We start from the raw sequence: 26,209 nt of genomic DNA, 5'->3' as shown, positions 1-26,209 counted from the left end.
ACTTCGCGATCTGGGCACGCGCGCAGACGGATATCGAGCGCATCACGGCGATCTGGCTCGAATGCCTAAAGCAATACGAAGGCCCCTATCTGTTTGGAGCGCTCAGCGCCGCCGATGCGATGTTCGCGCCGGTCGTCACGCGCTTTGTCACCTACGACGTCAAGCTCGAGCCGGATATTGTCGCGTATGCGCAGCGCATTCTCGCACTGCCCGAGATGCAGCAATGGATAGCGGATGCACAGCAGGAGGTCGAGGAGATCGACGAACTTGACGCTGAGTTTTGAGGCCGAGTTTTAAGGCGGAGTCTAGAGACCGAGTCTTGAGGCCCGCTTAGCTTGCCAGTTTCCTGAAAGTCTCCAGAACGGCGTCACCTTTGAACGGTTTGACGATCCAGCCCTTTACGCCCGCGGCCTTGCCTCGCTCCTTCATGGCCGGGCTGCTTTCCGTGGTCAACATGATGATATTGACCGTGGTATTCACGAGCTCGCCGCGAATCTTTTCGACCATGGTCAGGCCGTCCATGTTGGGCATATTGACGTCGCTGATCACGAGCTTGATCCCGGGACTTGACTTCATCTTGGAGAGGCCGTCTTTTCCATCAATAGCAGTCTCTACGTCCAGCCCGTTCTTTCTCAAGAAACCGGCGACCTCGTCGCGCACTGTGCTGGAGTCATCGACAACAAGAATTTTCGACATGATTTTTTCCTTAAGAAATCAGAACAGATCCAGTTCGCCTGCTTCAACCACCGCGCCGAACTCTTTGGTGACTTCACTGAAGTCCTCGGGCGACCAGCTCAGGTTGAAGATGAAGCGCTGATGAAGTTTTACCGTGTGACCTGACTGTTCGTCAGTCAGGTTGTACATGAAACACAACTGCGGGTTCGCGGTGCCGAACGAGATGTACTTCTGCTTGTGATTGACTAGCAGCGGCACCTGCACCTGACTGCGTGCAAGCGCGTCGGCGTCGCCCATGTAGCGGTTCTTGAATGAACCCCAGATCAGGTTGGTGATTTCGCCCAGCAGGCTGTTGAGATCGCGGAAATCAGCGGGACCGTCACACATGTCGTGCCGGTCGAGCAGGTCGAGGATAGGCTGTTCTTCGGCCTGCATCATCATGTAACCGCGGCACCACGTACTCTCAAGCGGAATCAGGCTGAACACTTCGCCGAAAATGATACGGTCCCGGACGATGCAGGGCGTGTCCCAGGTAATGCTGACGTTCTTGAAGAGGCTGCTCAGTATTGATTCGGTGATCTCCAATATGCCGCGCACCAGCGCGTTCGGATAATCCAGGCTGAAGATATATTCGTCGATGACCTTGCGCAACGGCGCCATGTCTGAGGCAAGATAGGCCGCGCACAAGACCCGCCGCAGGCTGTCCGGCAGACCATCTAACGTGGCACTTGAATCGCGGCGGATGATGATCGGCAATTCGGGACGCACGGTGTTGATCTTGATCGCGATCTCGGCGCTCTCTTCCAGGGAGCCGCCATAGCTTTCGGAAAAGAGGATGGCGCCCAGGTCTATGTTCGATCGCAGCACGGACAGCAGGCGATTCTTGCGTACCTTCAGTCCGACCAGATTGTGTTCGTCGCAGAAGCGCTTGATCGCATTCGCGTGAACCGGGGAATCATCGAGGACCAGCACTTTGCTGACCGGCTTGTTCTCGTTCATATCGCTTGTCATCGTGATGTTAACGCCAAATTAGAACAACTCGAGCTCGCCGCTGGTTTCTTCCACGGCGGTCATGTCGGCCACGAAGTCGATGGGCGCATGGGCGCATACGCAGACCGTTGCGGCAAGCTGGACCGACCCGTTGATCGTGATTGCATAGGACGAGAGATAGTCCGGCTTCAGTCCTTCGAGGTAGGGCAGGCAACGGGCGCTAAGCACATACGGTGTCGACATTCCCAGATCCTGGAAGGACGGCAGCAGGTCTTGATTCACGGCTCCGCAGCAAAGATTGCAGATCTCCAGGAGCATGTCCTGAAGTGAAATGTCTCCGGTTTCCTTTGCAAAGTAATCGCGCGTGCTGACGTCGTCATCGAAATGGAAAACCAGTAGAAGCCGGAACAGGATGGACGAGATGGTCAAAATGATGACCTTGGCTTCAGGCCGTGCATTGTCATAGGCTTGCGCCAGCGGGACGATCTCGCAGGCATCGCCCGGCTGCCGCGGCAGCCTCGAGCGTGCTGCCTTAAGCAGGATGCCTTCAATACTGGCTTGTGCGTTGCTGCTGATCATTTCGATGCCTGGTTGATGCCTAGTGGAGCCGTGCTTGAAATTGATCGGCAAGCACCTCAACGCTGCTAAGCGACGCGGTGATCATCTTCCCGCCCGCCTGGATGTCCTGGAACGTGGCGGTCGTTGTCAGGTCATTGCGATGCAGGCTGTCCCGGTAGCTCCGCGAGAGTTCTTCCGAACGCGCTGCGAGTGCCCGCACTTCGCCGGCCACCACTGCAAATCCACGCCCGGCGTTTCCCGCACGCGCGGCCTCAATGGACGCATTGAGCGAGACGATCACTACATGTTTGACGATGGAGGACAGCTCGTGGTTCTTCGCATGCATGTCCTGGTTCTGCGTCATCAGCGAAATCATTTGTTCGTGCCACCGTTCGAAAGTCGCCGCGAGGCTCTTGAGTCGCGACGCTTCACCGGCAATCCGTCTGGCGTGGTCAAGCAAATTTTCCTTGTCTTCAACTAACGCTGCCAGCGCCGCACGATCCTCGCCGGCGATTTTCAACTGCCTTTCGAGGTCATCGTGCAGTTGAGCGATGGAAGATTCCCGTTGCTGAATCTCTTGCTGCCCCTGGTCGATCAGGGCGCTCTGCTGTGCGTTGGTTTGCATCAGCGTGTTGATGCGGCCGTTTGTTTCCGACTGGAGCCGGGCCAACGTTCTTGAGCCGTGCCACTTGTGCAAGAGCAAGGCGAGCATGGCTGTTGCCACGGCCCCTGCCAATGCTGCCAACAGATACTGTTCAATCACAATCAATCCTTCCGGGTTTCAGTCAATGCACTGCCGCTTGTTTGGGTGGGTTCTAGGCTGAAACTTCGTCGGCTTCGCGCTGTGGCCATGCGCCGGTGCTTTCTACGGCGACATTGTTCGGCAAACAAACAACGGTTTCGAACTGGCGGAATTCCGCACCTTGACGATCATCGGTAAAGCGCAGTCTGATACTGCCGTTCTCACGCTTGAGGAAGTCGCGCACGGCGTCCATGCCCACGCCACGGCCCGACACTTCCGTGACCTGCTCGGCGGTCGAGAATCCCGGGCGGAAGATGAGATCGGCGATCTCCTCGTCGCTGGTATTCTCGTCCCTGCCGATCCAACCCCGTTCAACGGCGATCTTGCGAATCCGCCCTAAAGCGAGGCCGCGACCGTCGTCTTTCAGCGTAATGCGAACCGCATCTTCTTCGAGTTGCACGTTGATATCGATCGTGCCGACTGACGTTTTTCCTTGCGCTGTGCGCGCCTCAGGCGTCTCGATGCCGTGGTCCATCGAATTGCGCAGCAGGTGCATGAACACGTTTTTCAACGCACCGCTGGCGTGACTGCGCAGGCGGGTATTGTTGTCACGAATGCGTACCACGGGTGCGTCCTTGCCGAGTTCCATCGCGAGCGAAGGGAGCGAGTCAAGCACGCCGGAGAGGACCTGGCCAATACTTTCGGTCCCAAGCAGGCGTAAGGTCTGATGCACCGCGTCGCGCATCTCGATCAGGTCGGCGGGGTTACCCACGTTCATGGCTTCCAGCTGACGCAGGCTTTCCTGGATATGCTCGATATCGATCGTCAGATATCGTTCCGCGTTACCGCCTTGGCCCGGTCCCTTGCGTCCCAGGCTGACCTCGTTGATCTCGGCGTAACTCTCGACCACTTCACGCACGCGCGCCAGTTCCTGTACCAGGCCTTCCTGATCCCAGGTCCGCTGCGGGTCGGACTTGCGCAGTTCGTCGTAGCTCTGCTCGGTCTCGTGAACGATGTCGGTCAGGTACTGCAGGCTGTAGGTGCGCGCGTTGCCCTTGATCGTGTGCATGTTGCGGAACAGCTCAGCGATAGCCGCGCCGTTAGCCTGGCGGTGCTCGCGAATGATCCGTTCGTTCTCGCTAATAAAGCTGGTCGAACTCTCGATGAAGTGGTGGAATTTTTCCTGGTTGATCGCGAGGATTTCACCAATCATTTCCAGCCTGCGTTTCTGCTCGCTCGTTTCAGCCGCGAGTGCGCGCAGCTCGGTAACATCCCGCACGCAAAGCATCAGGCGCACGATGGTGTCGGTTTCATCGGTGATGGCGGACCAACTCAGGTCGAGTATTTTCACGCGGCCATCGGGCATGTGCTTCGTGGTTTCGTGTACCAGCAGGTGCTGATTGAACTCGAAGTTCATGCTGTCTTCGCCCAGGCATGCGTGGCTGGCTGCGTCCACTTGCGAGAGCACGTCGGGACCAAGGTCGGTATCGGAAAACACCAGGTCCATGAGACTGCGGCCGGCAATGTCCTTCGTTTCGAAGATTGTTTCAAGATGCGCGGAGTACTCGGCATGGACAACAGCCCCGGATACAACCGTCAGGATGCCCTGCTGCATGTTTTGCAACATGGCCTGGATGTCCGCGGTCTTCTGCTTGAGCAAGGCCGAGTTCTCCTGGATCTTTTCGATCATTCCGTTGAACGCGACAATAGAGTGGCCGATCTCGTCCATCCGCCCCACCGGCACGCGACGTGTGAAGTCCTGGCTGGAAGCAATCTCGCTCATCATTGCTTGCATGCGGCTTAGCGGCCGCGTGATCTGGCGATACAGCAGGGAACCAATCAGGCTCAGCAGCACAATAGCGATCCCCGTCACAATGGCGATAGCGGTCGTGGTTGTGGCGAGCGTGTGGTTCAGCGCTGTGATTGCCTCGTCTTTCTCACGGTTCTTCTCGATGCGAAGCGTCTCGACGATCCCTTCGAGCTCGTCCCGATACTGGGCCACGTTGGCAAACAAGAACGCTTGCGCGAGCTCGCTCTTGCCTGCGGCCTTCATCTTTGCGGTGTCGTTGATAGCCGAGAAATAATTCTCGAGGCTCTCGTTGGCTTGGCTTACCAGCCCGACCTGCGCGTGGCTGTGCGCATTGCGTGCCTGGAAGGCGAGTGCTTGCTGCAAGGACGCTTTCTTCTCGTTCAATGCGTCCTGCGCCTGGGCAACGACGTTGCCGTCGGGCGAATACACGAGCGTCATGGTGGCGAGTTGCACGTCCTTGACCTGCGAAACGAGATCCGCAGAAGCCAGCGCGCTGGGTACCACGCCTTCTGTGACTTGCCTGACTTCAGACGCGCTGCGCCGCGTCTGGTAGACGGCGTACCCGCCTATCGCGGATAAAGCGACAAACATCAGGATGACCAAAAACGTAATGCGATGACGGATAGTCATTCGAGAAACTCCCCGGGCTAAACTGGTGTATCAAGCCCTGACTAAGAACAGGTCGGCCTTGTGAAAATAGGCGATTCTTTAAGAGACTCGAATAGTGTTGATTTAATGTTACTAATACGTGACTGCTTAAGAGAAATAATGTCGTTTACCCGAAGGAGCCTTGCTGGGCTTGGTCAGCGCGCTGTGTCTTATTTACGCAAAAGAATGTTTGCGAAAATGGCTCTAAAGTTTTATGAGATTAAGCCGTTAACATCAAGGATTTAAAACATTCTCTGAAGCTGAAAAACAGGTTTAACGTTTGCGTGGGCGCTGTTAAGCACGCTCGACTAAACGCTATTAAAAATGGCGCACGAAGAGAGCGGACCGCGCTGAAGCGCACGGCGAATTTGCACGCTGCGCTCGACCCATCAATAAAAGGAATCGCCGCGTCAGATATTTCACTAGAGGGGTAGCGCTGGATTGAACAGGCACGTGCTCCAATCGCTTCAGCCAGTACGGGAAGCCTGAGCACCTCACAAAAGGAGCGCCCGAATGCGCAACACTGGGGCAGACGATGTTCCACCGACTCAAAGTCAGCCGGTCAATCGTCGCCCTGTTTCACAACAATGCTGTCACGTTGTATAGGTTGTGACATCCTTAAGATCACTAGCCATATTGCTCGACAAGCGCGTTCCATAACGCCAGGACTTCGAGCATGTCTGGATCCTGATCGTTGGTCCACACCGCGGTCTGCACCAGCACAAGCTTCGAGCGCGGGTCGACAATAAGCCTTTGTCCATCCATGCCCTGCAACGCGAACACGCGGCGATCGCCGGGCAGGATCCACACTTGATAACCGTAACCCATGAACATTTTTGGATGCCCGAGCGCGAGAAAACTCGCGGGCGAGCTTACCGTGGTTGCGTCGAGCAGCCATTGGCGCGGGACGACCTGCTGACCGTTCCACATTCCATCGTGCGCGATGAGATTTCCACCGGATAACAAGCGCCGTGTCCAGACGGCGATTTCAGTTAAACGATTCATACGGGGAACGCGTTGACGTCAGGTGGCACAGCATGAATTCTTTCAACGCGATTGCTTTGCTGGAAGATATGCCCCACGTCCCCCCCCACGCCGTGCAGATGACAAGACGCTTAGATGCAATGCAACGACGTCAGCGTAGTCTTGACTGCCTCATCCCAAGGCGTATGCGGTTCCTCACCTAGCGTAGCCAGCAACGAAGCATTTTCCATGCGTATGGGTTCCTTCCACAAATAGCGCATCTCCCGCATCTCACGGAACGTCTCCGAAAATGTCGACATCAGTGGAAGCACCCACCAGGGGAAAGCACGCACTTTCACGCTGGGCTGGTCGACCGAGCGTTTGATTGCGCCGACCATTCGCGTGCCGTCGGCGTCCCAGTGACCCTGCATGTGAAAGGTCGCGAAGACGGGCAACTGATGTTCCTGTTCGACCAGCCGCACCATGGTTTGGGCGACGTCCGGCACATAAGCCCACTGATGTCCGATACCGGTTTTCCCGGGATAGAACATCGCGCGAACGGGTTTGCCCGGTTTGACGATGCCCGCTGAAAACCAGCTATTTCCGGTACTGCCAGGGCCGAAAAAATCGCCTGCCCGCACGATAAGACTGCGTATGCCGTCCGAGCTTGCTGCTTGCAGGCGGCGCTCCAGCTCGACGCGAATCGCACCCTTATGCGTGAGCGGTTCTTGAGACGACGATTCGCGTAATACAGGAAAAGCCTTCGGGCCGTAGTTATAGACCGTGCCGGGCAGCACGATCCGCGCACCGGAAGCGCGCGCCGCGGCAATGGTGTTGTCGATCATCGGGAGCACGAGTTCGGCCCAGTTGCGATATCCCGGCGGATTGACCGCGTGGACAATAATCTGCGCACCGTCTGCGGCTGCAATTACATCCTGACGATTTATTGCGTCGCCCTTGACCCATTCGAATCGATCGTCGCGGTTAGTCAACGCAACGGGGTCGCGATGCAACGCGCGTACCTTCCAGCCACGCGCAGCGAGTTGCCGCGCCACTTCACCACCAATGCCGCCAGTAGCGCCCAAAACCAAGGCCATGCGAGTGTCTGTCATCTTTGCCTCCTGAAGTATTGGTGATTATTCTTGCGCAGACGGCAGTTAAATGAAATTATCTATACCAATAGACCTGATATACATTTTTGTATGACTGAGACCGAACCTAACTGGGATCTTTACCGGACTTTCCTGGGCGTGATGCGCGAGGGTTCGCTTTCGGGAGCGGCGCGTGCGCTAGGATTGACGCAGCCTACAGTCGGGCGGCATGTGGATGCGCTCGAACTGGCCATGGGCTATGCGCTCTTTATCCGTACGCAACAGGGTCTTAGCCCTACGCAGGAAGCGTTGACGCTGAAGCCGTTTGCCGAAGCGCTGGAATCGAACAGTGCTGCGCTATTGCGGGCCGCGTCGAGTCAGGGCGTGGGAGTCGGCGGCACCATTCGTATTACTGCCAGCGACGTCATTAGCGTGGAGGTGCTGCCGCCTATCATCACCGCGCTGCACGTCGCTTACCCCGAACTCGTTATTGAACTGATGCCGTCAAACCGGATGGAAGACCTGCTGCAGCGCGAAGCGGACATAGCAGTGCGGATGCAGAGGCCAAGCCAGGGGGTATTGATTGCGCGTCGAATTGGCAACGTTGAGCTTGGGCTTTATGCGCACAAGCGCTATCTGAAACGTCGCGGCAAGCCGGCGAGTATCGACGAGCTGGCTAAGCATGCGCTCATAGGCTTCGACAAGGAAACCGCATTTATTCGCAGCGTGAAGAGCCAGCTACCCGAGCTGCGCCGGGAGCTGATGGCGTTGCGCACTGACAGCGACCTCGCTTCGCTTGCAATGTTGCGTGCAGGTTTTGGTATTGGGATGTGCCAAGTGGGGCTTGCTCGCCGCGACCCTGATTTGATCCGTCTCTTCCCCGGGAAGATTTCGCTTCGACTGGATACCTGGCTTGCCATGCATGAAGATCTGCGCGACAACCCGAGTTGTAAGGTCGCCTTTGCAGCCCTTGCCGAAGGACTGGATCGATACGTTCGCGGGGCCTAAGGAAAAACCAGATTTCTTAAGCCGCGAACGTTTCGCGAACCGTCAGCCTACAGTTTCCAACTCACGCTCCGCTGGCTTGGTATTGATCGACGGCGCGGCGCGATATCCACCTGCCGTCGCGCCAAGCGTATTCAAGCGAACGGCGGATTGACCTAACAACAAGCCGCAGTAGGACCAGAACATCAGCATGGTCGATTGCCACATGAAGTCGTCGGTCAGATTCTTGGCGAGCATGCCCAGGATCAACGCAATGCCGGCGCGATACAACCGAGGATAGATCAGGCGCACCGCGAAAAACTGATAAGCGAGGCAACCCAAGGCTGCCAGCTGGAGGATCAGCCCGACAATCCCGACCTGAAGCAGAGTATTGAGAAAGAGGTTATGCGCATGCGTGCGCACATTACCGTCCAGCTTGAACAAGTCGTCTGGAACAAGGCTTCCGTAAGCCAGCGAGGGTAAAGGTTTGCCAAAACCAATGCCGATCCAGGGGTGCTTGGCGACCTGGCTTCCATAGAATGCCCATATCCTTGGCCGCGCATCCGAGCGCATAGCCCGGTTCATGCCACTAACGATACGCAACCGCTCAATCAATGTTGCGGGTCCGGGCGCTGGCGCGCTTTCTATACTCGTAAGCTGGGTACCAGGGCCAGTATCAGTATCAGGGGCGCGAGCAACAACACGTAGCATGGCCGGTGCTGCTCCGGACACTTGCACGGCAGGAGCGGCAACGCCGCTAACGGACGAGTCCATTAGCCGAAGCTTGTTGCTGAACCCCACCGCGACCAGCGTCACCACAAGCAACGCGCCTAGCGCGGTCCATGCGCGGACACGCTCGCGCGATGAACGGGGCCATAACAGCACCACAGCAACCACCGCTAGCGCAATCCAGAAGAATCGGTTCAACGTGGCGCCGCCAATCACCACGCAAAATAGCACGCCTGTCAGGCCACGCAGTCTCGTTGCCGTCCTGGTCGTCATTGTCGCAAAGAGGGGAATGGCCATGAGTGCGAGCGTGCTGGAATGGCCTACGCGCGCATAAAAATGCATCAGCCCCGGCTTGGCGGCGCCTGGGTCAAGATAGTGAAAGTAGACGACACTCATCACGGCCAGGATCAGGCACGTGGCCCAGGCCACGTTCTGTAATAGGTGCTGTTGCCTGGGCGATGATTGCCCAACGAGCCAGAAAGCGTAGAACGCCGCTAGCGGATACGCCACCTCGTCAAGCCACGCATGCAAGGTCGCATCCGGATTGACTGACCAGGTTGCAGACGTCAAGGTCCAAAGCGACCAAACGCCAAGCGCCATGAGCAAGGATGGCGCGGGGAATGCGCGATCGGGCGAATTTGTTAGTAGAGACTTAGTGGCAAACGAAGCGACAAGCGCTATAAGAATGCCGATGCCCACGTATTTAATGGCTGTCATATGGTCGAACATCCCCACGAATAACAGCACTGCGCATACACCGGACAGAGCTTCCCCGGCCCAAGATTGCAATCTCAGGTTAATCATCGCGATTCCGGAGTTTGTTAAATTATCTGGCGGCTGCGAATTGTACGATAAGCGCTGATTTTCCGGGCTGATTGTGACGCGGCGTAATTGAATAATGTTGCCGTAAAGACTGACCCTGATTGCGTCATGGGTTTTTCGCCACACGAGAAATGGGAAAGTCATGGAAGTCGCGTAGACGGGAACACGCGATGTTTTGGCTTCTCAAAGTTCGCTAGAAGATGAGGTTTTGCCGGCCGAACAGTCGACCGATCCGCGATCCTTGAGCCTGATTCGACTTCGACTAGTGATGCGTGAAGGGCAAGCGCCCGTTTTCTGCCAGCACGGTGCGGTTGTCAGAGTTGGCCGTTGAGTCTGCAACACCGCCATATGAACGGGTGTCCGAACTCGTCCCGGCGTTCGCTCCGGCGGCGATGTATTCCGCGCGGATTGTCTGGGCACTTTGCCCGCGTTGTGATGTGGGCGCCCCTTCAATCGGGCTGTAGTGGACCGACGGTCCGTAGCCACTGGCAAAGGCCGGGGCAGTGAGTGTGGCGCTGGCTACGATGATGAGTGTGGCAATGAGATGCTTGTTCATGATGAAACCTCCAGGGTTTTCCGTCCATCAGGGTCATCCTGTGCGTCGGAAAAAATTAATAGGGTGTACTACATTTATTGAAATAAAAATAGATATCTACATGCAACGCGAATCGTCCATGAGAATTTTCAAAGCCGCCGCGTTAGTGCATTTAAACTCACTGAGGTATCTGGCATGTGTCACAAAAGCGGACAAGTGAAATGCTGTGTATCGTCTTGGCCCCCAGATACATTCCGCCATCAATCCTGCATCATTCCTTCTGGGCGAGCAGTGCCTGGATCTTCGCTTCGGTCTCTGCATAAGCGCCTTCGCCAAAGCGGGAATAGACAACCTGTCCCTTCTTGTCGATCAGATAAATCGCTGGCCAATACTGATTGTTGTAGGCGCTCCACGTCGCATACCGATTGTCCTGCGCCACCGGGTAAGTGATGCCGAAGCGCTTAATAGCCGTCTTGACGTTGCCGGTGCTGCGCTCGAACGGATATTCGGGGGTGTGTACACCAACGACCGTCAGGCCCTGGTCCTTGTACTTCTGGTTCCAGCTCCGGACGTACGGCAGCGTATTGATGCAATTGATGCAGGTATAGGTCCAGAATTCAACCAGCACGACCTTGCCTCGCAGTTGCTGCATGGTCAGAGGTTCGCTGTTTAACCATGTGTCGATGCCAGTGAATTCCGGCGCAGTCGCCGGGTTCTTGGGCGTGCCTGCGAATGCTGCGGAGCCGGTGGCTGCTGCTGCAACCAGCAGGGCCGTGATGGCAAGATTCTTGAGTCGTAAGAGCATGTCAGAGTCCTTTCAGGGAGGGGAAAATAGCGGCGATCCGGGCGTAGGCCAGGACGTCGACTTGCAGGTAGATCGCGAGTGCGGTGAGCATGACGAGTACGCCGAACACTTGCTGCAGGCGCTCGGCGTGACGTGCCACTATCCGGACCCGCTGAGTCATGTAATGACCGCCATAGATGATTGCCAGCATGGGTATGGCGGCCCCGATCGCATACAGGGTGAGCAGCAGCGCCGACCATCCCAGGTCCTGAGCCCTGACCACCAGCACCAGGATGGATGCCAGCACGGGTCCGGCACAGGGCGTCCACACCGCACCGAGTGACATGCCGAGCACGAAGCCGCCCGCGTTGCCGTTTCCGGGTTGAACCCCGAGCTGAACTCCGGGCGCGACCGCGGCGCCAATGCGTTGCAGTGGCGGTTGCAGACGCGCCACCAGCCAGTCATAGGGACCTGGCCACACCCGCAGCAGTCCAGACATCGCCAACAACGCGATGCCGGTATTGCGCAACACTTGCTGGGCAACATGCACTGTGCTGGACACCGCGCCGAGCAGCATCGCGAAGGACGCGAATGTCAGGATGAAACCGGCGACGATAAACAAGGGGCGGACGCGGCTTGGCCGCTCGACTGACGTGCCGAGCAGGATCGGCATTACCGGCAGGATGCAGGGCGATGCAATAGTGAGCAGGCCCGCGAGCAAGGCGAGCGGTGTTTCAATGGTGTTGTGCACGATGGGCGCTCCGTTGGCTGGTATGACCGTATTGGAACGTCCGGACGTATCTGGCTTGTTTCAGGGACACTGCGCGGTGCAACGTTTTGTGTCAGGGAATGGTGCGGATACACTGCGACACAAATCTCCGTGCGCCAGGGTGTCAAGCAGACGTTGTCCATCGCGGAGAATCTCAAGAGTGCCAATTTGCAGCGAGCATTCCGCTACTGCAGGCGATCAGGTTCGAAGTGTGTACTGCCTGCTCGGGTAGCACATCGCAACCGCCGCTTGTGCCAGAGCAAGGACCGATGTCGTCACTGGCCAGTGACGACGCGATTGTTCAGGACACGAATCTATTTCATGAAGACGCCGGATGGGTCGCCGAAACTTCGGCAGCAGCTGGCATGCGGCGCGGGAGGCCGTCTTGAGAGAGGCCGGTGGTAGTTGAAGAACTGCAATGCAACGGACGTAGATGATCCTGACGCTGTTTTTAAGGATCCTAAGGGGCGGGTGGTGAGCCTGTATTTACGCTGGATCCACCCTTCATATCCCTCTACTAATGTAGCAAGCCGAACACTGCAACGCCGTTCGTCGCTCCTACGTACACCTTCCCCGCTGTGATCATTGGCGTGATGAACTTGTTGCCCGCACCGAACTGATCTCGCGTGCCGGCCTGATTGCTGTTGTACAACTCGTGCGCGAGATTGGTGGCATCGTAGGCGTGAAGCGCACCAACCGGGCCATTTTCTGCCGCCCACACAATGCCGTTGCTCGTGCCGTTCGCCGAAATAGCCGGCGTGGCGCCGGGATAGCGAAACTGTAGCGCGCTCTGCGAGGACGGAGCGGTGGCGAGCAGAGCGTTGGTGATAGGTAGCGCCTTGAGGGTATCGGTCTGGCCTCCGTAGTACACAACATGATTAAAGTACGCCGGCGAGCCCCAGATGCCGCCAGCCAGGACGCCGGTTATTTGCTGCCAGATGTTGTTGGCCGTAGGACTGAACTTGCCCATGTTGTCGCGATCGACGACGTAGATAATAGTGTCCTTGCCTGCTGCCAAGGCCAGATGTTTGACCGTACCGTTCGCCGTGGTTTGATCAGGCAGAAGCATCGGTCCGCCGGAGCCGAAATCGCCATCGACATCGGATTCGGCCACGGTGTTATACATGGCGAAGTAGTCGGTGACCACCAGTGTTGGGGTAGCCGATAACTTGACGAACGTGTCGCCGAAATTGCCGTCGACTGGAAATCCTTGCGCGTTGAGCGTCGTGCCGAAAGTGCCATTGCCGTCGACAAAATAGATCGAGGCCCCGTCCGATGCCATGCCCGAACCCGCCATCCAGATCGATCCCTTGGTGCCGTTCGGGGTAACGGGAAGCGCACCGGTTTGCTTCAACGTGTCCGCGCTGTAGGCCATTAGCCAGCCGTTGTAATTGCCGGACATGCAGTGAGCAGTCCATCCCATGTAGACGGTGCCGTTAACCAGCGTCAGCGCGGAGCGCACGGTGTGCAGGGCCGGGTTGAAGGTAAGGAGGCCGTTCGCGCCTTCGGAGCCGCTGCCGGGATACGTCGCGGCGATTTCGGTCGGGCCGCCGAACAGTTCGGCTCCTGTCGCCAGATCGATAGCGTGCAGGCGATGATGGACGTTGCCGCTGCCATCCGTGGTCATCGCCACGGCATATAGGACGCCATTCGGGCCGCGCGAGCGATCAATGACCGGCGTCGACGTGATACCTATTTCCGGCGTGATGTCCGTGCAGCCGACGTCCGCACTCGGGGATTCGCCCGCAGGCGCCAACGATATTTGCCATAACGCGGCGCCGCTGTCGGCGTCGTAGGCATAGATGCTGTCGTGCTCCGTCACGACATATACGACGTTATGCACGCCGGTACCCATCGTGAGATTCGTCACGAACAGGGGCTGCCCGTCGACTTTGCCGTCGGCCGGCAGGAAACGAATTTTTCCGAACGCGGTCGAGTTGACATTGGCCAGCGTGAGAGTCGTTTCCGCAAGCATCTGGCCGGTTCGTGCGAGGTCGTTGTGATGCATCAGGACATCTGTTGCGTAGCTTTGCACAGCCGTAGGCGTCGGGCCGGTAGTCGCTCCGCCGGGTGTGGGTGTGGTTGTGGTCGGCGTGGGCGTTGTGGTTGGAGTGGTACCGGTCGGCACGGTGGTCGTGGGCATTGCAGCGGGGGTGCTGGCGGCTGGCGTAGGTGTCGTGCTGGCGGGCGTGGTCGTGGACGGGGCGGACGCTGCGCTCGGGCTTGCGGTCGTACCGCTGGCGCCGCCCGCACTGGCGGTGGTGGTCGGGCTATTGCTTGAACCGCCGCACGACCCGATGCAAACCACCATCAGCAATCCTGCACAAATTTTAAATAGGTAACGCGGAGAAATCGGATAAAAAGCTGAATCAGGTTGCAGATCTTTCATGGCGATTCTCCAGCGGCAGTCGAGCGGTCCGCGAAACGTCATACCCACACCGTGCAAGCGAGAATACTCGCTGCAGCCGAGGGTCACAACGCGATATACAGCGGTTTGTATCAGCAATAAAAGCGCCTGAGGAAGAGAGACGTTCTCTTTGCGCTTTTGCATCAGACGTATTGGGTGCTAGCCGGTGGTGCAACATTGTCAGGGAGAGAATGTCAGATGAATATCAAGCACTCGCATTCAACCCAGTTCATATGTTCAGTAAAATTAAGTGATCGGGAAAGAGGTGTCCAGTTAAAACATATGATCAAAAAAAGCGGATGAAATATTGGGTGAGACCGCACTGTCTACCGCCCAGTAGCGTGACCAAACCATCCTCGTTGTCTTCACCCTGGAATCGCACTCGATGGCACGTCCACCACGAAAGATTCCACATGAACTCCGTTACATTGGAGTGCATCATGCCGCCGAGCGCGAGAGAAACGGTGGCTAATAAAATCGGAATATCGGGTTGGCGCTATCAGGGGTGGCGCGGAGTGTTTTATCCTAAGGATATTCAACAGTCTCTCGAGCTTGAGTTCGCTTCGCGTGTGTAAGACGCGACGAAATAAACGGCTCGCACTGTTTCCTCCAATCGCCCAAGAGTTATGAGCCCTGGTACTCGGCGACGCCGGTTCATTTTATATTTGGCGTCAAGGATCCGCGCTATCTGTTCTGCTACTTCGACAATGATCAAAAGGTTTGGGCGCCCCTTGATGCCCAACGATTGATGGCGCGCTTATCAGGCACGTAGAGCATTCTGATCTGCGCTCATCGCGCTATCGATGGTACCGTCGGTGCTCTTTGCGGCGATGGCGACATAGAACTCCACCGGGGACGGAGACCAAAAAGGAAGGGGCGCAGTTGAGCCGCGCAAATTTGTGCTTGCAGCATCACGACGAACAATCACGACGAGCAGTCACGACGCCGGCGGTCGCGCGCTACGCAGCAAAATTCTGTGGCGGTCAAACGGTTCAACGGGGGTCTCTAAAAATCCTTCCAACGAGCCAGGAGAAGTCGGGCGGCGGCGTGGTTTTGATTGCGCGACACATTTCGGCGACTGGGCCTAGATCACGACGGTTTGCGAACTCGATCGCCTCGTCCAGGGAGACGGTGCCCTCTAACGCCCGGCCTTCGCTGTTTTCTATTGTGAAGTCGAATTCCCAAAGCGTTGCTAAAATTCCTTTCGACTTTACGATCGCGATAATTCTCGCGTCCATCCGCGCCTCCGATCAATCCTACAAGATAAGGAGTGATCGTTCGACCGACTATCCGGAGTTCCTGTCGAAAAGCGGTGGATTGCGGACAGCGCAAAATATCAATTGTTCGCTTTGAGCCTAGCGTGGCACCTGCAACCGGATAATCTTAGAGTCGCGAGTTGCAGCTACGCCGCTGCGTAACCCAAATGTGTAGCCGTCGTTCCCGCCAGCGCAAGGAGTTTGTCGCCGCCGGCCGGTGCACCAGGTACGACATAGAGATCGGCAATATCGGTCACGGGATCACTGAACGGCGTCGGGGCACGGCGTTGAGACAGAAGGAAGTCACTGATCGGTGACGCATCCGCCAGGTCGAGCAACTGCCCGATACTCGCCGCTGTCGTGACCGGGTCCTCAATCACAGTGCGATAAGAGAGGGTCAGGGCAAGGTCTGCCGGGATCTCTTCAAAAAATTCGATGATCTCGCCAACGTATTGCTCCCAGACGCGTATCCCATCTTCTATAGACCCGATCCACTGCTTATGCAGCAGCGAATTGGCAACGTGACGAGGATCGCGATGAATGTGAATGAAGCGTGCTTGCGGCAGCAACTCGCGAATCAACCTTAGGCAGGATCCGGAACGTGGCAAGCGTTCGATCGAGCCTGTGCGGCCAGATAGCACTGTGGGGTCGGCATAAGACGGATGCTTGTCTCCCCAGATGGGCGCGCTTATCTCAAGTTCTTCGCGATAAAAACGCTCGACCCAAGCGCCAAGCGTGCGACGGCTGAAATCGGAAAAGCAGTCACAGCAGGCCGAGCTGAGCAAGTCAGGACGATTGCTGCCGACGTCCAAAGTGTCTTTGAGCAAAGCAAAGATCCGGCACTCATTGGTCAGCTGAATGAGCGGATGCGCGTTCAGGACGGAACAAAGAAAGGTCGTTCCGGAACGGGGCGAGCCAACGATGAAAAGCGGGGATGATTCCATTTGCCATCCTGACGATTGTTCCGTTTCCAAGAATACGCATCGCCGATGGCACGAACCTGACGCAACGCTGACCTTTATGACCGGCTTGTTTCTCCCAGGAATTCGTATGCGTATCGCCCCGCTTGACCGCACTAAATTGTCCAGGACGCTCCGCGCCGGAAGGTCCCAGCACCGAGCGACATGACGAACAAACCAGTTTAATTCGAGCAATGGATCGAACGACTTTGGCGCGTGGCACGGACATCAGTTATGACTTTGGCGGAACTCGGATGACATCTCATGCGTCGGCTTACGGATCCGATACACCCCTCCGAGCGGGCGATGAGTGCTAAGTCCGTATCACGGGCTGAATGCCATTCCATTGTCTACCGCAGTTGAGCGGACATCGGACCATGCCGGCTGCGAGTTCACGACGATTCGTGCAACAGCCAAGTAAGGGCTTTCCTCGGCGGCGAGCAGGTCGAGTTTGTCGATCATGGTTCCATCTCCTTTCGTGTGGGTTCCAGTGACATGATGAGCGAGCCTACGCCGTGGCGTGGCGTGGCGTGGCATGGCATGGCATGGCGGCATTCTCATGCAGCAACACAATCGTATGACGAGAATCTTTCCGCGCTGCACACCTCTAAGCGATAGCAAGCGGAATATGGAAATGGACTACGCATCGATTCAACCTGCATTGACCACCCTGTTGCGCAACCGGCCGCTCGGCACTACTGCCGATATCAATAAGCAGACGGTTGCATACTGGGACGGCCATGAAGTCAGGGGCATTCATTTACGGCATGACGAGAGTGATAAGAGCGACCGGCTGGACGGAGATTTCGACCTCGACGAACGCACACTTAATCAACTGTACGCAGATCTGATTGCGTGGATGGCCGCGCCTCGTTATACGGTACGCGCTGAACTTGTGGACTGGCTGAAAGATGCTCCCCCGTCCAACGCGGGTGCTTGACAGCAACGTACCCTGGCTCGTGCAGTGCGTGCTCATGTCCTTCTCGGCTCGCTGGCACGCCTGGTTTTGTGAGTCGAGTTCATTGCGTTGCGGGAATCACGACTCGTAGGGCGCAAATGGAACAGCAGGTAGATACGCTTGTGATAGGCGCTGGGCCTGCTGGCCTCGCGGTGGCTGCGTGTCTAAGGAAGTGCGGAGCATCCTGCATGATTGTGGACCGGGCGAGCGAGGTCGGTTCGAGCTGGCGCTGTCACTATGACCGGTTGCACCTTCACTCCGACCGGGACCGTTCGACCCTGCCTTATCTTTCATTTCCCGCCGGAACGCCACGTTATCCTTCGCGCGAACAGGTGATCGAGTATCTCGAGTTGTATGCGCGGCATTTCGAGCTGGCGCCGCACTTCAACGAGGAGGTCAGGACTGTACGGCCAGGCAATCCCGGATGGACGGTGACTACATCTGCCAGCGTCTATCAGTCGCGGCAGGTGGTCGTGGCCACCGGCTGCAATGCCGTTCCGTATGTGCCACGGTGGCGCGGCCAGGAGCGTTTCCGCGGTCGTATCTTGCACAGCAGCGAGTACCGCAGTGGCGAGTCATTCCGAGGCCACAGCGTTCTGGTCGTCGGCTTAGGCAACAGTGGCGGAGAGATTGCGGTCGATCTCCACGAGCACGGCGCGCGAGTGGCAATGGCGGTTCGCGGACCGGTGAACATCATCCCGCGCGAGGTCTTCGGTGTCCCCATACTCGCGATCTCTATCGCGTTGAGCCGCCTTCCTGCGCGACTCGCTGACGCGCTCGCTGCGCCACTCGTGCGACTCATTATTGGAGACATCACCAAGCTGGGTTTCCGCAAACTCCCGATGGGTCCTTTTACGCAAATCAAGACGAGGACACGAATCCCGCTCATCGACGTCGGTACAGTCAAACTGGTCCGCGAGGGCCACATTCAGGTGCTCGGAGATATCCGCGAGATAGGTGAGACTGAGATCACATTTGATGACGGGCGTTCGCGGGAGTTTGACGCAGTTGTTGCCGCGACAGGGTTTCGCCCAGGAAGCGACTTTCTCCTGGCGCCGCAGAGCGACTTGCTCGGCGGGGAGACAAAATCCGGGCTGCATTACTGTGGGTTTGTCGTCTCGCCGACCGGCATGCTGCGCGAAATCGGAGTCGAGGCGCAACGGGTTGCAGACGAAATTACGCGCCTTTAGCACCGCGCGCTGTCTTGGAGTTCAGGAGGAACCGTATTCTCCCGGAAGGCACGCGTGCCTCGCGAAATGGCCGATCGAGACAATCAAAACCAACAATCCCGCCACTGCGCTCTATCGCGCGTAATATCGAGTGCGAAGCGTGAGGGGCAAACCTCGCCATTCGAATAGACCTTCGAAAAATCGAAGGCTAAACGGGACAAGGGAGATGCGATGAGCAACGACATGTATGAAGAGGGATTGAACAAAACCGCTGCCAACTTCGCAGCCCTGACACCTTTGACCTTCATCGAGCGGGCGGCGTCAGTCTATCCGACGATGCCCGCCATTTCGCACGGCGCGGTCCGACGTAACTGGGCGCAGACCTATGCACGCGCACGACGTCTGGCCTCCGCGTTGAGCTCCCGAGGCATCGGCGTTGGCGACACCGTCGCCGCCATGCTACCCAATATTCCCGAGATGGTAGAAGCTCATTTCGGTATCCCGATGATCGGCGCAGTCCTCAATACCCTCAACACGCGCCTCGATGCCAGCACGCTCGCGTTCATGCTGAATCACGGCGAAGCGAAAGTGGTGCTGGTCGACCGGGAATTCTCCGCCGTGATGCGCGAGGCCATTGCAAATGTAGACCATCCGATTGTCGTCATCGACGTCGACGATTCCGAATATTCCGGACCGGGCGAGCGTATTGGTGAACTAGATTATGAAGCGCTGCTGGCGAGCGGCGATCCTGCGTTCGAATGGGCGCCGCCATCGGACGAGTGGAATGCGATCTGCCTGAACTACACATCGGGGACAACAGGGTATCCGAAGGGCGTTGTCTATCACCATCGCGGGGCGTATACCAACGCGGTCAGCAACATCCTTGAATGGGACATGCCAAAGCACGCGGTGTACTTGTGGACGCTGCCGATGTTCCATTGCAATGGCTGGTGTTTCCCCTGGACCGTAGCCGCGCGGGCAGGGGTCAACGTATGCTTGCGCAAGGTCGATGCTAAAACGATCTTCGATCTGATTCGCCGCGAGCGAGTGACGCACTATTGCGGCGCGCCGATCGTACAGAACCTGCTGGTCAATGCGCCCGATGAGATGAAAGCCGGAATTACGCACCGAGTCCATGCAATGGTTGCCGGAGCGGCGCCGCCTGCGGCCATGATCGAAGGCATGGAGCGGCTTGGCTTCGAGCTGACGCATGTGTACGGCTTGACCGAGGTTTATGGCCCGGCGACCGTCTGCGCGCAACAAGCTCAATGGAGCACGCTCGACATAGGTGAGCGCGCGAGTCTGAATGCGCGGCAAGGCGTGCGCTATCACTTGCAGGATGCCGTGACGGTACGCGATCCTTTGACGATGCAGGAAGTGCCGGCGGATGGAGAGACCATCGGCGAGATCATGTTTCGCGGCAATATCATGATGAAGGGTTATCTGAAGAACCCCGCGGCGACAGAGGAAGCGTTACGCGGCGGCTGGTTTCACACCGGGGACCTGGGGGTCGTCAATCCGGATGGTTATGTCCGGATCAAGGACCGCAGCAAGGACATCATCATTTCGGGCGGGGAGAATATTTCAAGCATCGAAATTGAAGACGTGCTGTATCGCCATCCCGCGGTACTCGCGGCCGCCGTCGTTGCGAAGCCGGACCCTCGCTGGGGTGAGACGCCTTGTGCTTTCGTCGAGTTAAAGGCGGGCGCAACGGTGAGTGCCGCGGAATTGGTCGCGCATTGCAAAGCTTATCTCGCGGGTTTCAAGGTGCCGCGGTCGATCGAGTTCTGCGAGTTGCCGAAGACATCGACCGGGAAAATACAGAAGTTCGAACTGCGTAAGCGTGCCGGGTCGGTTTCGGCCATCGACGTATGATGGAGGCGAACATGAACGAAAGCGCAAGTCCAGACCCATTGATGTTGATCGATCACGATATCTATGGAATTACCGGCGCAGTACGGATAACGCTGAACCGGCCGGACGCATTTAACGCGTTGTCCGAAGCATTGATCGACGCGCTGCAACGCAGCCTGGATGAAGTGGCTGCGTCCGATGCGCGCGTCGTTGTGTTTGCAGGCGCGGGCCGGGCGTTTTGCGCGGGCCACGATCTGAAAGAGATGCGCGCCAAGCCTTCCTACGCGTACTACCAGGATTTGTTTGCTCGCTGCTCGCAGATGATGTTGACCATCCAGCGCATACCGCAGCCCGTGATCGCACGTGTGCACGGAGTCGCGACCGCGGCGGGCTGTCAACTGGTCGCAATGTGCGATCTGGCGGTGGCCGCAAGCACCGCTCGCTTCGCTGTGTCCGGGGTCAACCTGGGATTGTTCTGCTCGACGCCCAGTGTGCCGCTGTCACGCAATCTGTCTCGCAAGGCCGCATTCGAAATGCTTGTGACCGGCGACTATATCGATGCACAAACCGCGTGTGAGCGCGGCCTTGTTAACCGAGTCTCCGCGCCCGAACGGCTGGACGATGCAATTCGTGCACTCGTGGCGAGTATCAGCGAGAAGCCGCGTGCAGCGATCGCCGCCGGCAAGCTTCTTTTCTACCGGCAACTGGAGGCAGGCATCGATACCGCGTATCAACTGGCCGGTGACACAATGGCCCGCAACATGCTGGACGACGCGGCTCTTGAGGGCATCGAGGCGTTCATTCAGAAACGCCCGCCACGGTGGCGCGAAACGTGAGGTGACCAACGCGGGTGGTCATGCGCTGGCGGCGACGTCATGGGCTGCTGAAAAACTTCGATCCCGACCACGATTTATTGACTAAGATTAATTCGACGCATCGGCGCCAGGACGTCGCGTGCACTGCTCGAGTGCCTGCATCCGGGATGACTCTGCTACGAGGGCGGCGATTCCTTTACCGATGCTGACGAGAAGCACATAAAAAGCACGTAGAACTGCGAAGGACGAGCCCATGAGAGCCATCCTGTGTATTTGTGCCACGGTGCTCGCGACGCTGTCGCCGGGCTCTTTCGCGGACCCGGCCACCACTCCACCATTGCCGGCGCTCAACCTCGATATCACGCAAACATCAGTCTCCGGGCTCTCGTCCGGCGGCTTCATGGCGGTGCAGCTTGGCGTTGCGTATTCTTCCATCATCAAGGGAGTGGGCGTAGTCGCGGGCGGTCCCTACCATTGCTCACAGGGCAGCGCGGTGATCGCGACAACGAAGTGTTCGTGCACGATCCTGCCCGCGAGCGCATGCGCAGTCACGGCGACAAGCACCGACGTGCCGAAACTTGTGTCGTTCACGAAGGCATCGTCAGCGAGCCACAATATCGACAATGCAGCGAACATCGTTGCACAACGCGTGATCACGATCTCCGGCGCGAGCGACGCCACTGTGCCGCGGCCCGTGGTCACCCAACTGCAGGCGTACTACGCTGCGCTGGGCGTGCCGGCGCGGAACATCTCGAAGATCGAACTCGACAATGCAGGTCACACCATGCCGACCATGAACTACGGCGTGGCGTGCGGCAAGACCGAGTCGCCGTTCATAGGCAAGTGTCATGTCGATGGCGCGAAGGAAATTCTCGGCTGGATCTACGGCCCCGATCCGCTTGCTCCGTCTACCGCATCGACGAAGAAAGGGAGCTACATCCGCTTCGACCAGACGCGTTATCTGCCGGGCGATCCTTCTTCGGGCTTCGCCTGGACCACGGGCATGGACACCACCGGCTGGCTGTATGTGCCGGCCGCTTGCAAGGCCGGGGAGGCTTGCCGTCTGCATATCGTGCTGCATGGGTGCGAGCAGGGCCAGGACTACTTGCCGCTCGAGTCGCCTCCGGGCGGCGGCCTCTTCTTCGGCACGACGTTCGTCCGGCACGCGGGCTATGCCCAGTGGGCGGACAATAACCGGATTGTCGTGTTGTTTCCGCAAGCGGTGTCGATTCCCGGACTGAATCCGAATGGATGCTGGGACTGGTGGGGCTACACCGGTCAGCACTTTGCCGATCAGCAAGGCGTCCAGTTGCGCACGATCCGCAACATGATCGACAGATTGGTTTCGGGCGCTCATTGATCGACGAGCATTGATCGACCGCATTGATCGACCATAAGCGCTGCACGGGTGAACCAGGGAAGGGCATGTCATGAAACTTGCGATCATGTTTCGGTGGGCCATCGCGGCAATGACGGCCTTGCTGCTCGGCGTCGCTCATGCCGCGACTTCCGGTGAGGCCTTCGGCGCTCCAGGCGCGGCTGCGGTGCACGGACCAGCGCAGAAGTCCTTCCTCGGGACGGCGCTGAGTGCGACTTCGCAGGTGTATTTCACGGGCTATCGCGGCATTGTGTCGGAGGTGTATTACCCGGTGCTCGACACAACGGAGTCCGTCGATTTGCAGTTCCTCGTTAGCGATGCCGCCGGCACGTTCGTCGACGAGGAAAAGCTTCAGCCTTATACGTCCGTGCAGACCGACCCGCGCACGATGAGCTGGCGGGTAACGACGGGCAATGGTGCTCACAACTGGCAGATCCTCAAGACCATCTATGCCGATCCTAAACACAATTCGCTGATCGAGCGTGTCACGTTCCAGGCGCTGAACGGAACGCATGTGAACGACTACAACGTGTATTTGCTGTTCAAGCCGCATCTCGACAACGCCGGTTCGGGCAACACCGGGACCACGGCCACCGCCGGCAACGGCCACGTGATGCTGGTCGCCAACCACAACACCCGCTATTCGGCACTTGCCGCTTCTCTGCCGTGGAAAGTGCAAAGCGGGACCACGATGGTATCGAACGGCTTCGTCGCGCAGAGCGACGGCTGGACCGATCTGCTCGGCGGGGTATCGCCGGACAAGAAAATGGACTGGACCTACTCGTCGGCGACCAACGGCAACATCGCACAGATGGGCTGGCTCGACCTCGGCAGCGGCAGCGTGACCAGCCTCTCGTTCAACGTCGTTGTTTCGTTCGACAGCACGTCCGCGAGCAACGCGATGCAGACCGCGGCGGCCACGCTCGGCGACGACCTCGACGGCCTGCGCACGCAATATGACAGCGCGTGGCATGCCTATGCCTCGGGCCTCTCGTCGCAAGGCAACACCGCCGACGACGAGTACTACCTCGCCGCGATGACGCTCAAGACAATGCAGGACAAGAGCAATGGCGCGATGATCGCAGGCATCGGTACGCCATGGGGCGAGACGCAGGGCGACAGTAATATTGGCGGCTATCACCTCGTGTGGTCGCGCGATCTCTTCAAGTTCGCGAATGCGCTGATCACCGCCGGCGATACGACGACACCTGCCACGGTCGTCAACTACCTCTTTAATACGCTGCAACAGAAGACTGATTGCGGCGCCGCCGAATACGATGCCGACGGTTGCGCGCAAGGGTTCAGCCGCGTCGGCCGCTTCCCGCAAAATTCGTGGGTGAGCGGTTGGCCGTACTGGCAGGGGACGCAAATGGACGAGCAAGCCATGCCGATCCTGCTCGCGTGGCGTCTCGGTCCGGGCGTCTATAACGCGTTGTGGCCGAAGATCGCGCTCACCGCTGACTATATTCTCCGCACAGGGCCGTGGACTTATCAGGATCGCTGGGAAGAGGACTCCGGCTATTCTCCATCGACCATAGCCGCAGAGGTGGCGGGCCTCGTTGCCGCTGCGCGCATTGCGCAAGATAACGGCGACAATGCGCGCGCGGGCAGCTACCTTGCTGCCGCCGACTATTGGCAACAGAACGTCACGCACTGGACCTACACCAACACGGGCGTGTACGGAAACGGCAAGTACTACGTCCGCATCAATCCGGCGAGCAAGAGCGGGGCTGTGAGCTTGAGTAGCTCGAGTAGCCCGGGTAGCTCGGATAGCAGCCCACAAAGCTACGAGCCAACCAGCTATCCCGACTCGGGGCAAAGCTTTCTCGTGAAGAACGGTGGCGGCATGCAGGATGAGCGCGCGGTGGTCGACGGTGGTTTTCTAGAGCTGGTTCGCATGGGTGTGAAGCGCGCCAACGATCCCACTATCATGGGTACGCTTTCTGCCTACGATGCCGTGCTCGCGATGAACGTGAAGCACTCGAATCAGGCGTGGTTCCGCTATAACTTCGGCGGTTACGGCGAACACAACGACGGCAGCAATTTCGACGGCACGGGTGTCGGCCGCGCGTGGCCCATCTTTACAGCCGAGCGCGGGATGTTCAGCATCGCGAGCAGCGGAGTCGGCAGCAGCGGCACTGCGTACCTCAATGCCGTCAGGTCCTACGCGACGCCGGAAGGCTTTATCCCGGAACAGATCTGGACCAACACGGTCACGCTGCCCGGCAATTGGCAGGTCGTGACGCCGCCAGGATTCACTGCCGGTGCGCCGACCAAATCCATGGCGCCGCTCAACTGGGCGATGGGTGAGTACATCAGCCTGCTTGCATCGATTCATGCGGGCCGGGTCGTCGATATTCCGTCAATCGTATGTGCGCGTTATAGCAATTGCGTGATCGCGCCCGCGAACGGGCAGGCGGGCGTCACGATCAGCGTCAAGGCCGCGACGCAGACAGGGCAGTACCTGTATGTAACCGGCGGCACGGACGCGCTCGGCAACTGGAACACCGACCTCGGACTGCCGGTGGACCCGGCCAATTATCCGGTGTGGAGCAATGCGGTGAATCTGCCGGCGGGCAGCAGCGTTCAATACAAGTACTACCGCAAGAACGCCGATGGAAGCGTGACGTGGGAGAAGGTATCCGGAGGTGGCAATCGCACGCTGAACGTGCCGGCGTCGGGCGGCGCGGCATTGAACGATACGGTCGGCTGGTGAGCGTCGAACCGTGTTTCAGACTACGCAGGAAGCAAACTTCGCCCGGTCACGCCAGATTGAGCAGACATTTCTGTATCACTTTTAAAACGGCCGACAAGGGCTTATGCGACTGGGATTTTGCCGCCGCCAGACAGCGGTTTCAGATGGCGTTTCAAAGATCGGATGCGCCTCCAGCAAGGCATTGACTAGACGAAAGCGTTTGCGCGTTTGATCGGACGGATCGCGTTCGTTCGCGCATGCACTGTTCAAGAGTGAATCAAAAACGTTCTCGCCCCCACTGTGTGCTGCTGCATATCCAATGAGACTCCATGCTGGTAGCGGGTTTCCGAGATCTGGCACGGTCCTCGCTTTATGTGTGGTGCAGCACTAGCCGGGGTCTAAAAATAACAATCGACTTTGGCGAGTCTGCTTACGGGGCTGGTCGCAACATGTCTTCGATGGATGCCGTCAGATGCATCACGAAGACGCGAGGTGGACCAGAAAAAAATACGCGCACAGCGCACGAATCAGAGAAGAAAAAATCATGTTGACCCTCAAATCAGACCTGCACGGCAATCATCTGTTGGGCGCGCTTCCGGCGCACGAATGGCAAGCGCT

22 protein-coding genes and 2 pseudogenes are annotated in these 26,209 nt (G+C 58.0%); 9 read left to right on the top strand and 15 right to left on the bottom strand.

The window, feature by feature from the left end:
- Window positions 1-284 (top strand): annotated as a pseudogene (locus JWR14_RS26040) (glutathione S-transferase); the annotation flags it as partial.
- A gap of 46 nt (window positions 285-330) precedes the next feature.
- Here the strand turns inward: JWR14_RS26040 and JWR14_RS26035 are convergent.
- The 7 genes from JWR14_RS26035 to JWR14_RS26005 form a co-directional block, all read right to left on the bottom strand.
- A complete protein-coding gene (locus JWR14_RS26035) occupies window positions 331-696 on the bottom strand; it encodes a response regulator (RefSeq protein WP_299714210.1) in 366 nt (121 codons plus the stop codon).
- Between the two features lie 18 nt (window positions 697-714).
- A complete protein-coding gene (locus JWR14_RS26030) occupies window positions 715-1,674 on the bottom strand; it encodes a chemotaxis protein CheX (RefSeq protein ID WP_299714207.1) in 960 nt (319 codons plus the stop codon).
- Window positions 1,675-1,704: 30 nt separating this feature from the next.
- Window positions 1,705-2,244: a hypothetical protein gene (locus JWR14_RS26025; RefSeq protein WP_299714204.1), complete on the bottom strand. Its 540-nt coding sequence runs from the start codon at window positions 2,242-2,244 to the stop codon at window positions 1,705-1,707.
- A 19-nt stretch (window positions 2,245-2,263) separates the two neighbouring features.
- Entirely contained in the window at window positions 2,264-2,986 is a 723-nt protein-coding gene (locus tag JWR14_RS26020) for a methyl-accepting chemotaxis protein (RefSeq protein ID WP_299714201.1), read from the bottom strand.
- 52 nt (window positions 2,987-3,038) lie between these two features.
- Window positions 3,039-5,405 (bottom strand): ATP-binding protein, encoded by a 2,367-nt coding sequence (locus JWR14_RS26015; protein WP_299714198.1) that lies wholly within the window; start codon window positions 5,403-5,405, stop codon window positions 3,039-3,041.
- Window positions 5,406-6,050: 645 nt separating this feature from the next.
- On the bottom strand, window positions 6,051-6,428 hold the full coding sequence (locus JWR14_RS26010) for a hypothetical protein (protein ID WP_299714195.1): 378 nt from the start codon (window positions 6,426-6,428) through the stop codon (window positions 6,051-6,053).
- Window positions 6,429-6,538: 110 nt separating this feature from the next.
- Complete coding sequence (locus JWR14_RS26005) at window positions 6,539-7,498, bottom strand: SDR family oxidoreductase (RefSeq protein ID WP_299714192.1); 960 nt, start codon at window positions 7,496-7,498, stop codon at window positions 6,539-6,541.
- Between the two features lie 90 nt (window positions 7,499-7,588).
- Here JWR14_RS26005 and JWR14_RS26000 point away from each other — a divergent pair, with 90 nt between their 5' ends.
- Window positions 7,589-8,485 carry a LysR family transcriptional regulator gene (locus JWR14_RS26000; protein ID WP_299714189.1) on the top strand — a complete coding sequence of 299 codons (897 nt, stop codon included), beginning with the start codon at window positions 7,589-7,591 and terminating at the stop codon, window positions 8,483-8,485.
- 42 nt (window positions 8,486-8,527) lie between these two features.
- On the opposite strand, the gene JWR14_RS25995 is transcribed toward JWR14_RS26000, so the two are convergent.
- The 8 genes from JWR14_RS25995 to JWR14_RS25955 all read right to left on the bottom strand — a co-directional run bounded on the left by JWR14_RS25995 (window position 8,528) and on the right by JWR14_RS25955 (window position 17,184).
- Complete coding sequence (locus JWR14_RS25995; protein ID WP_299714186.1) at window positions 8,528-9,907, bottom strand: O-antigen ligase family protein; 1,380 nt, start codon at window positions 9,905-9,907, stop codon at window positions 8,528-8,530.
- A 367-nt stretch (window positions 9,908-10,274) separates the two neighbouring features.
- Window positions 10,275-10,568, bottom strand: a complete 294-nt coding sequence (locus JWR14_RS25990; RefSeq protein ID WP_299714183.1) for a hypothetical protein — start codon at window positions 10,566-10,568, stop codon at window positions 10,275-10,277.
- Between the two features lie 250 nt (window positions 10,569-10,818).
- On the bottom strand, window positions 10,819-11,352 hold the full coding sequence (locus JWR14_RS25985) for a thioredoxin family protein (RefSeq protein WP_299714180.1): 534 nt from the start codon (window positions 11,350-11,352) through the stop codon (window positions 10,819-10,821).
- 1 nt (window position 11,353) lies between these two features.
- Complete coding sequence (locus JWR14_RS25980; protein ID WP_299714177.1) at window positions 11,354-12,082, bottom strand: cytochrome c biogenesis CcdA family protein; 729 nt, start codon at window positions 12,080-12,082, stop codon at window positions 11,354-11,356.
- A 535-nt stretch (window positions 12,083-12,617) separates the two neighbouring features.
- Entirely contained in the window at window positions 12,618-14,411 is a 1,794-nt protein-coding gene (locus JWR14_RS25975; RefSeq protein ID WP_299714218.1) for a pyrrolo-quinoline quinone, read from the bottom strand.
- A 1,088-nt stretch (window positions 14,412-15,499) separates the two neighbouring features.
- Window positions 15,500-15,745 (bottom strand): hypothetical protein, encoded by a 246-nt coding sequence (locus tag JWR14_RS25965; RefSeq protein ID WP_299714174.1) that lies wholly within the window; start codon window positions 15,743-15,745, stop codon window positions 15,500-15,502.
- 164 nt (window positions 15,746-15,909) lie between these two features.
- A complete protein-coding gene (locus JWR14_RS25960) occupies window positions 15,910-16,707 on the bottom strand; it encodes a sulfotransferase (RefSeq protein ID WP_299714171.1) in 798 nt (265 codons plus the stop codon).
- Window positions 16,708-17,046: 339 nt separating this feature from the next.
- Entirely contained in the window at window positions 17,047-17,184 is a 138-nt protein-coding gene (locus JWR14_RS25955; RefSeq protein ID WP_299714168.1) for a hypothetical protein, read from the bottom strand.
- A 172-nt stretch (window positions 17,185-17,356) separates the two neighbouring features.
- On the opposite strand from JWR14_RS25955, the gene JWR14_RS25950 reads away from it, so the two are divergent.
- The 7 genes and pseudogenes from JWR14_RS25950 to JWR14_RS25920 all read left to right on the top strand — a co-directional run.
- Entirely contained in the window at window positions 17,357-17,662 is a 306-nt protein-coding gene (locus JWR14_RS25950; RefSeq protein ID WP_299714165.1) for a hypothetical protein, read from the top strand.
- Window positions 17,663-17,778: 116 nt separating this feature from the next.
- The gene (locus tag JWR14_RS25945) at window positions 17,779-18,870 is read left to right on the top strand and encodes an NAD(P)/FAD-dependent oxidoreductase (protein WP_299714162.1); all 1,092 of its coding nucleotides are present in this window, start codon (window positions 17,779-17,781) and stop codon (window positions 18,868-18,870) included.
- Window positions 18,871-19,080: 210 nt separating this feature from the next.
- Window positions 19,081-20,724: an acyl-CoA synthetase gene (locus tag JWR14_RS25940; RefSeq protein WP_299714159.1), complete on the top strand. Its 1,644-nt coding sequence runs from the start codon at window positions 19,081-19,083 to the stop codon at window positions 20,722-20,724.
- Window positions 20,725-20,735: 11 nt separating this feature from the next.
- On the top strand, window positions 20,736-21,539 hold the full coding sequence (locus JWR14_RS25935) for an enoyl-CoA hydratase (protein WP_299714156.1): 804 nt from the start codon (window positions 20,736-20,738) through the stop codon (window positions 21,537-21,539).
- Window positions 21,540-21,771: 232 nt separating this feature from the next.
- The gene (locus JWR14_RS25930; RefSeq protein ID WP_299714153.1) at window positions 21,772-22,878 is read left to right on the top strand and encodes a PHB depolymerase family esterase; all 1,107 of its coding nucleotides are present in this window, start codon (window positions 21,772-21,774) and stop codon (window positions 22,876-22,878) included.
- An 85-nt stretch (window positions 22,879-22,963) separates the two neighbouring features.
- Window positions 22,964-25,612, top strand: a complete 2,649-nt coding sequence (locus JWR14_RS25925; protein ID WP_299714215.1) for a glycoside hydrolase family 15 protein — start codon at window positions 22,964-22,966, stop codon at window positions 25,610-25,612.
- A gap of 523 nt (window positions 25,613-26,135) precedes the next feature.
- A pseudogene (locus JWR14_RS25920) lies at window positions 26,136-26,209 on the top strand (Crp/Fnr family transcriptional regulator); the annotation flags it as partial.

It is taken from the genome of Caballeronia sp., assembly GCF_028292365.1.
In the GTDB taxonomy this organism is placed as follows: Bacteria; Pseudomonadota; Gammaproteobacteria; order Burkholderiales; family Burkholderiaceae; genus Caballeronia.
The sequence above is the reverse complement of the archived record's forward strand: the minus strand, read 5'-3'. Positions and strand labels throughout refer to the sequence as shown.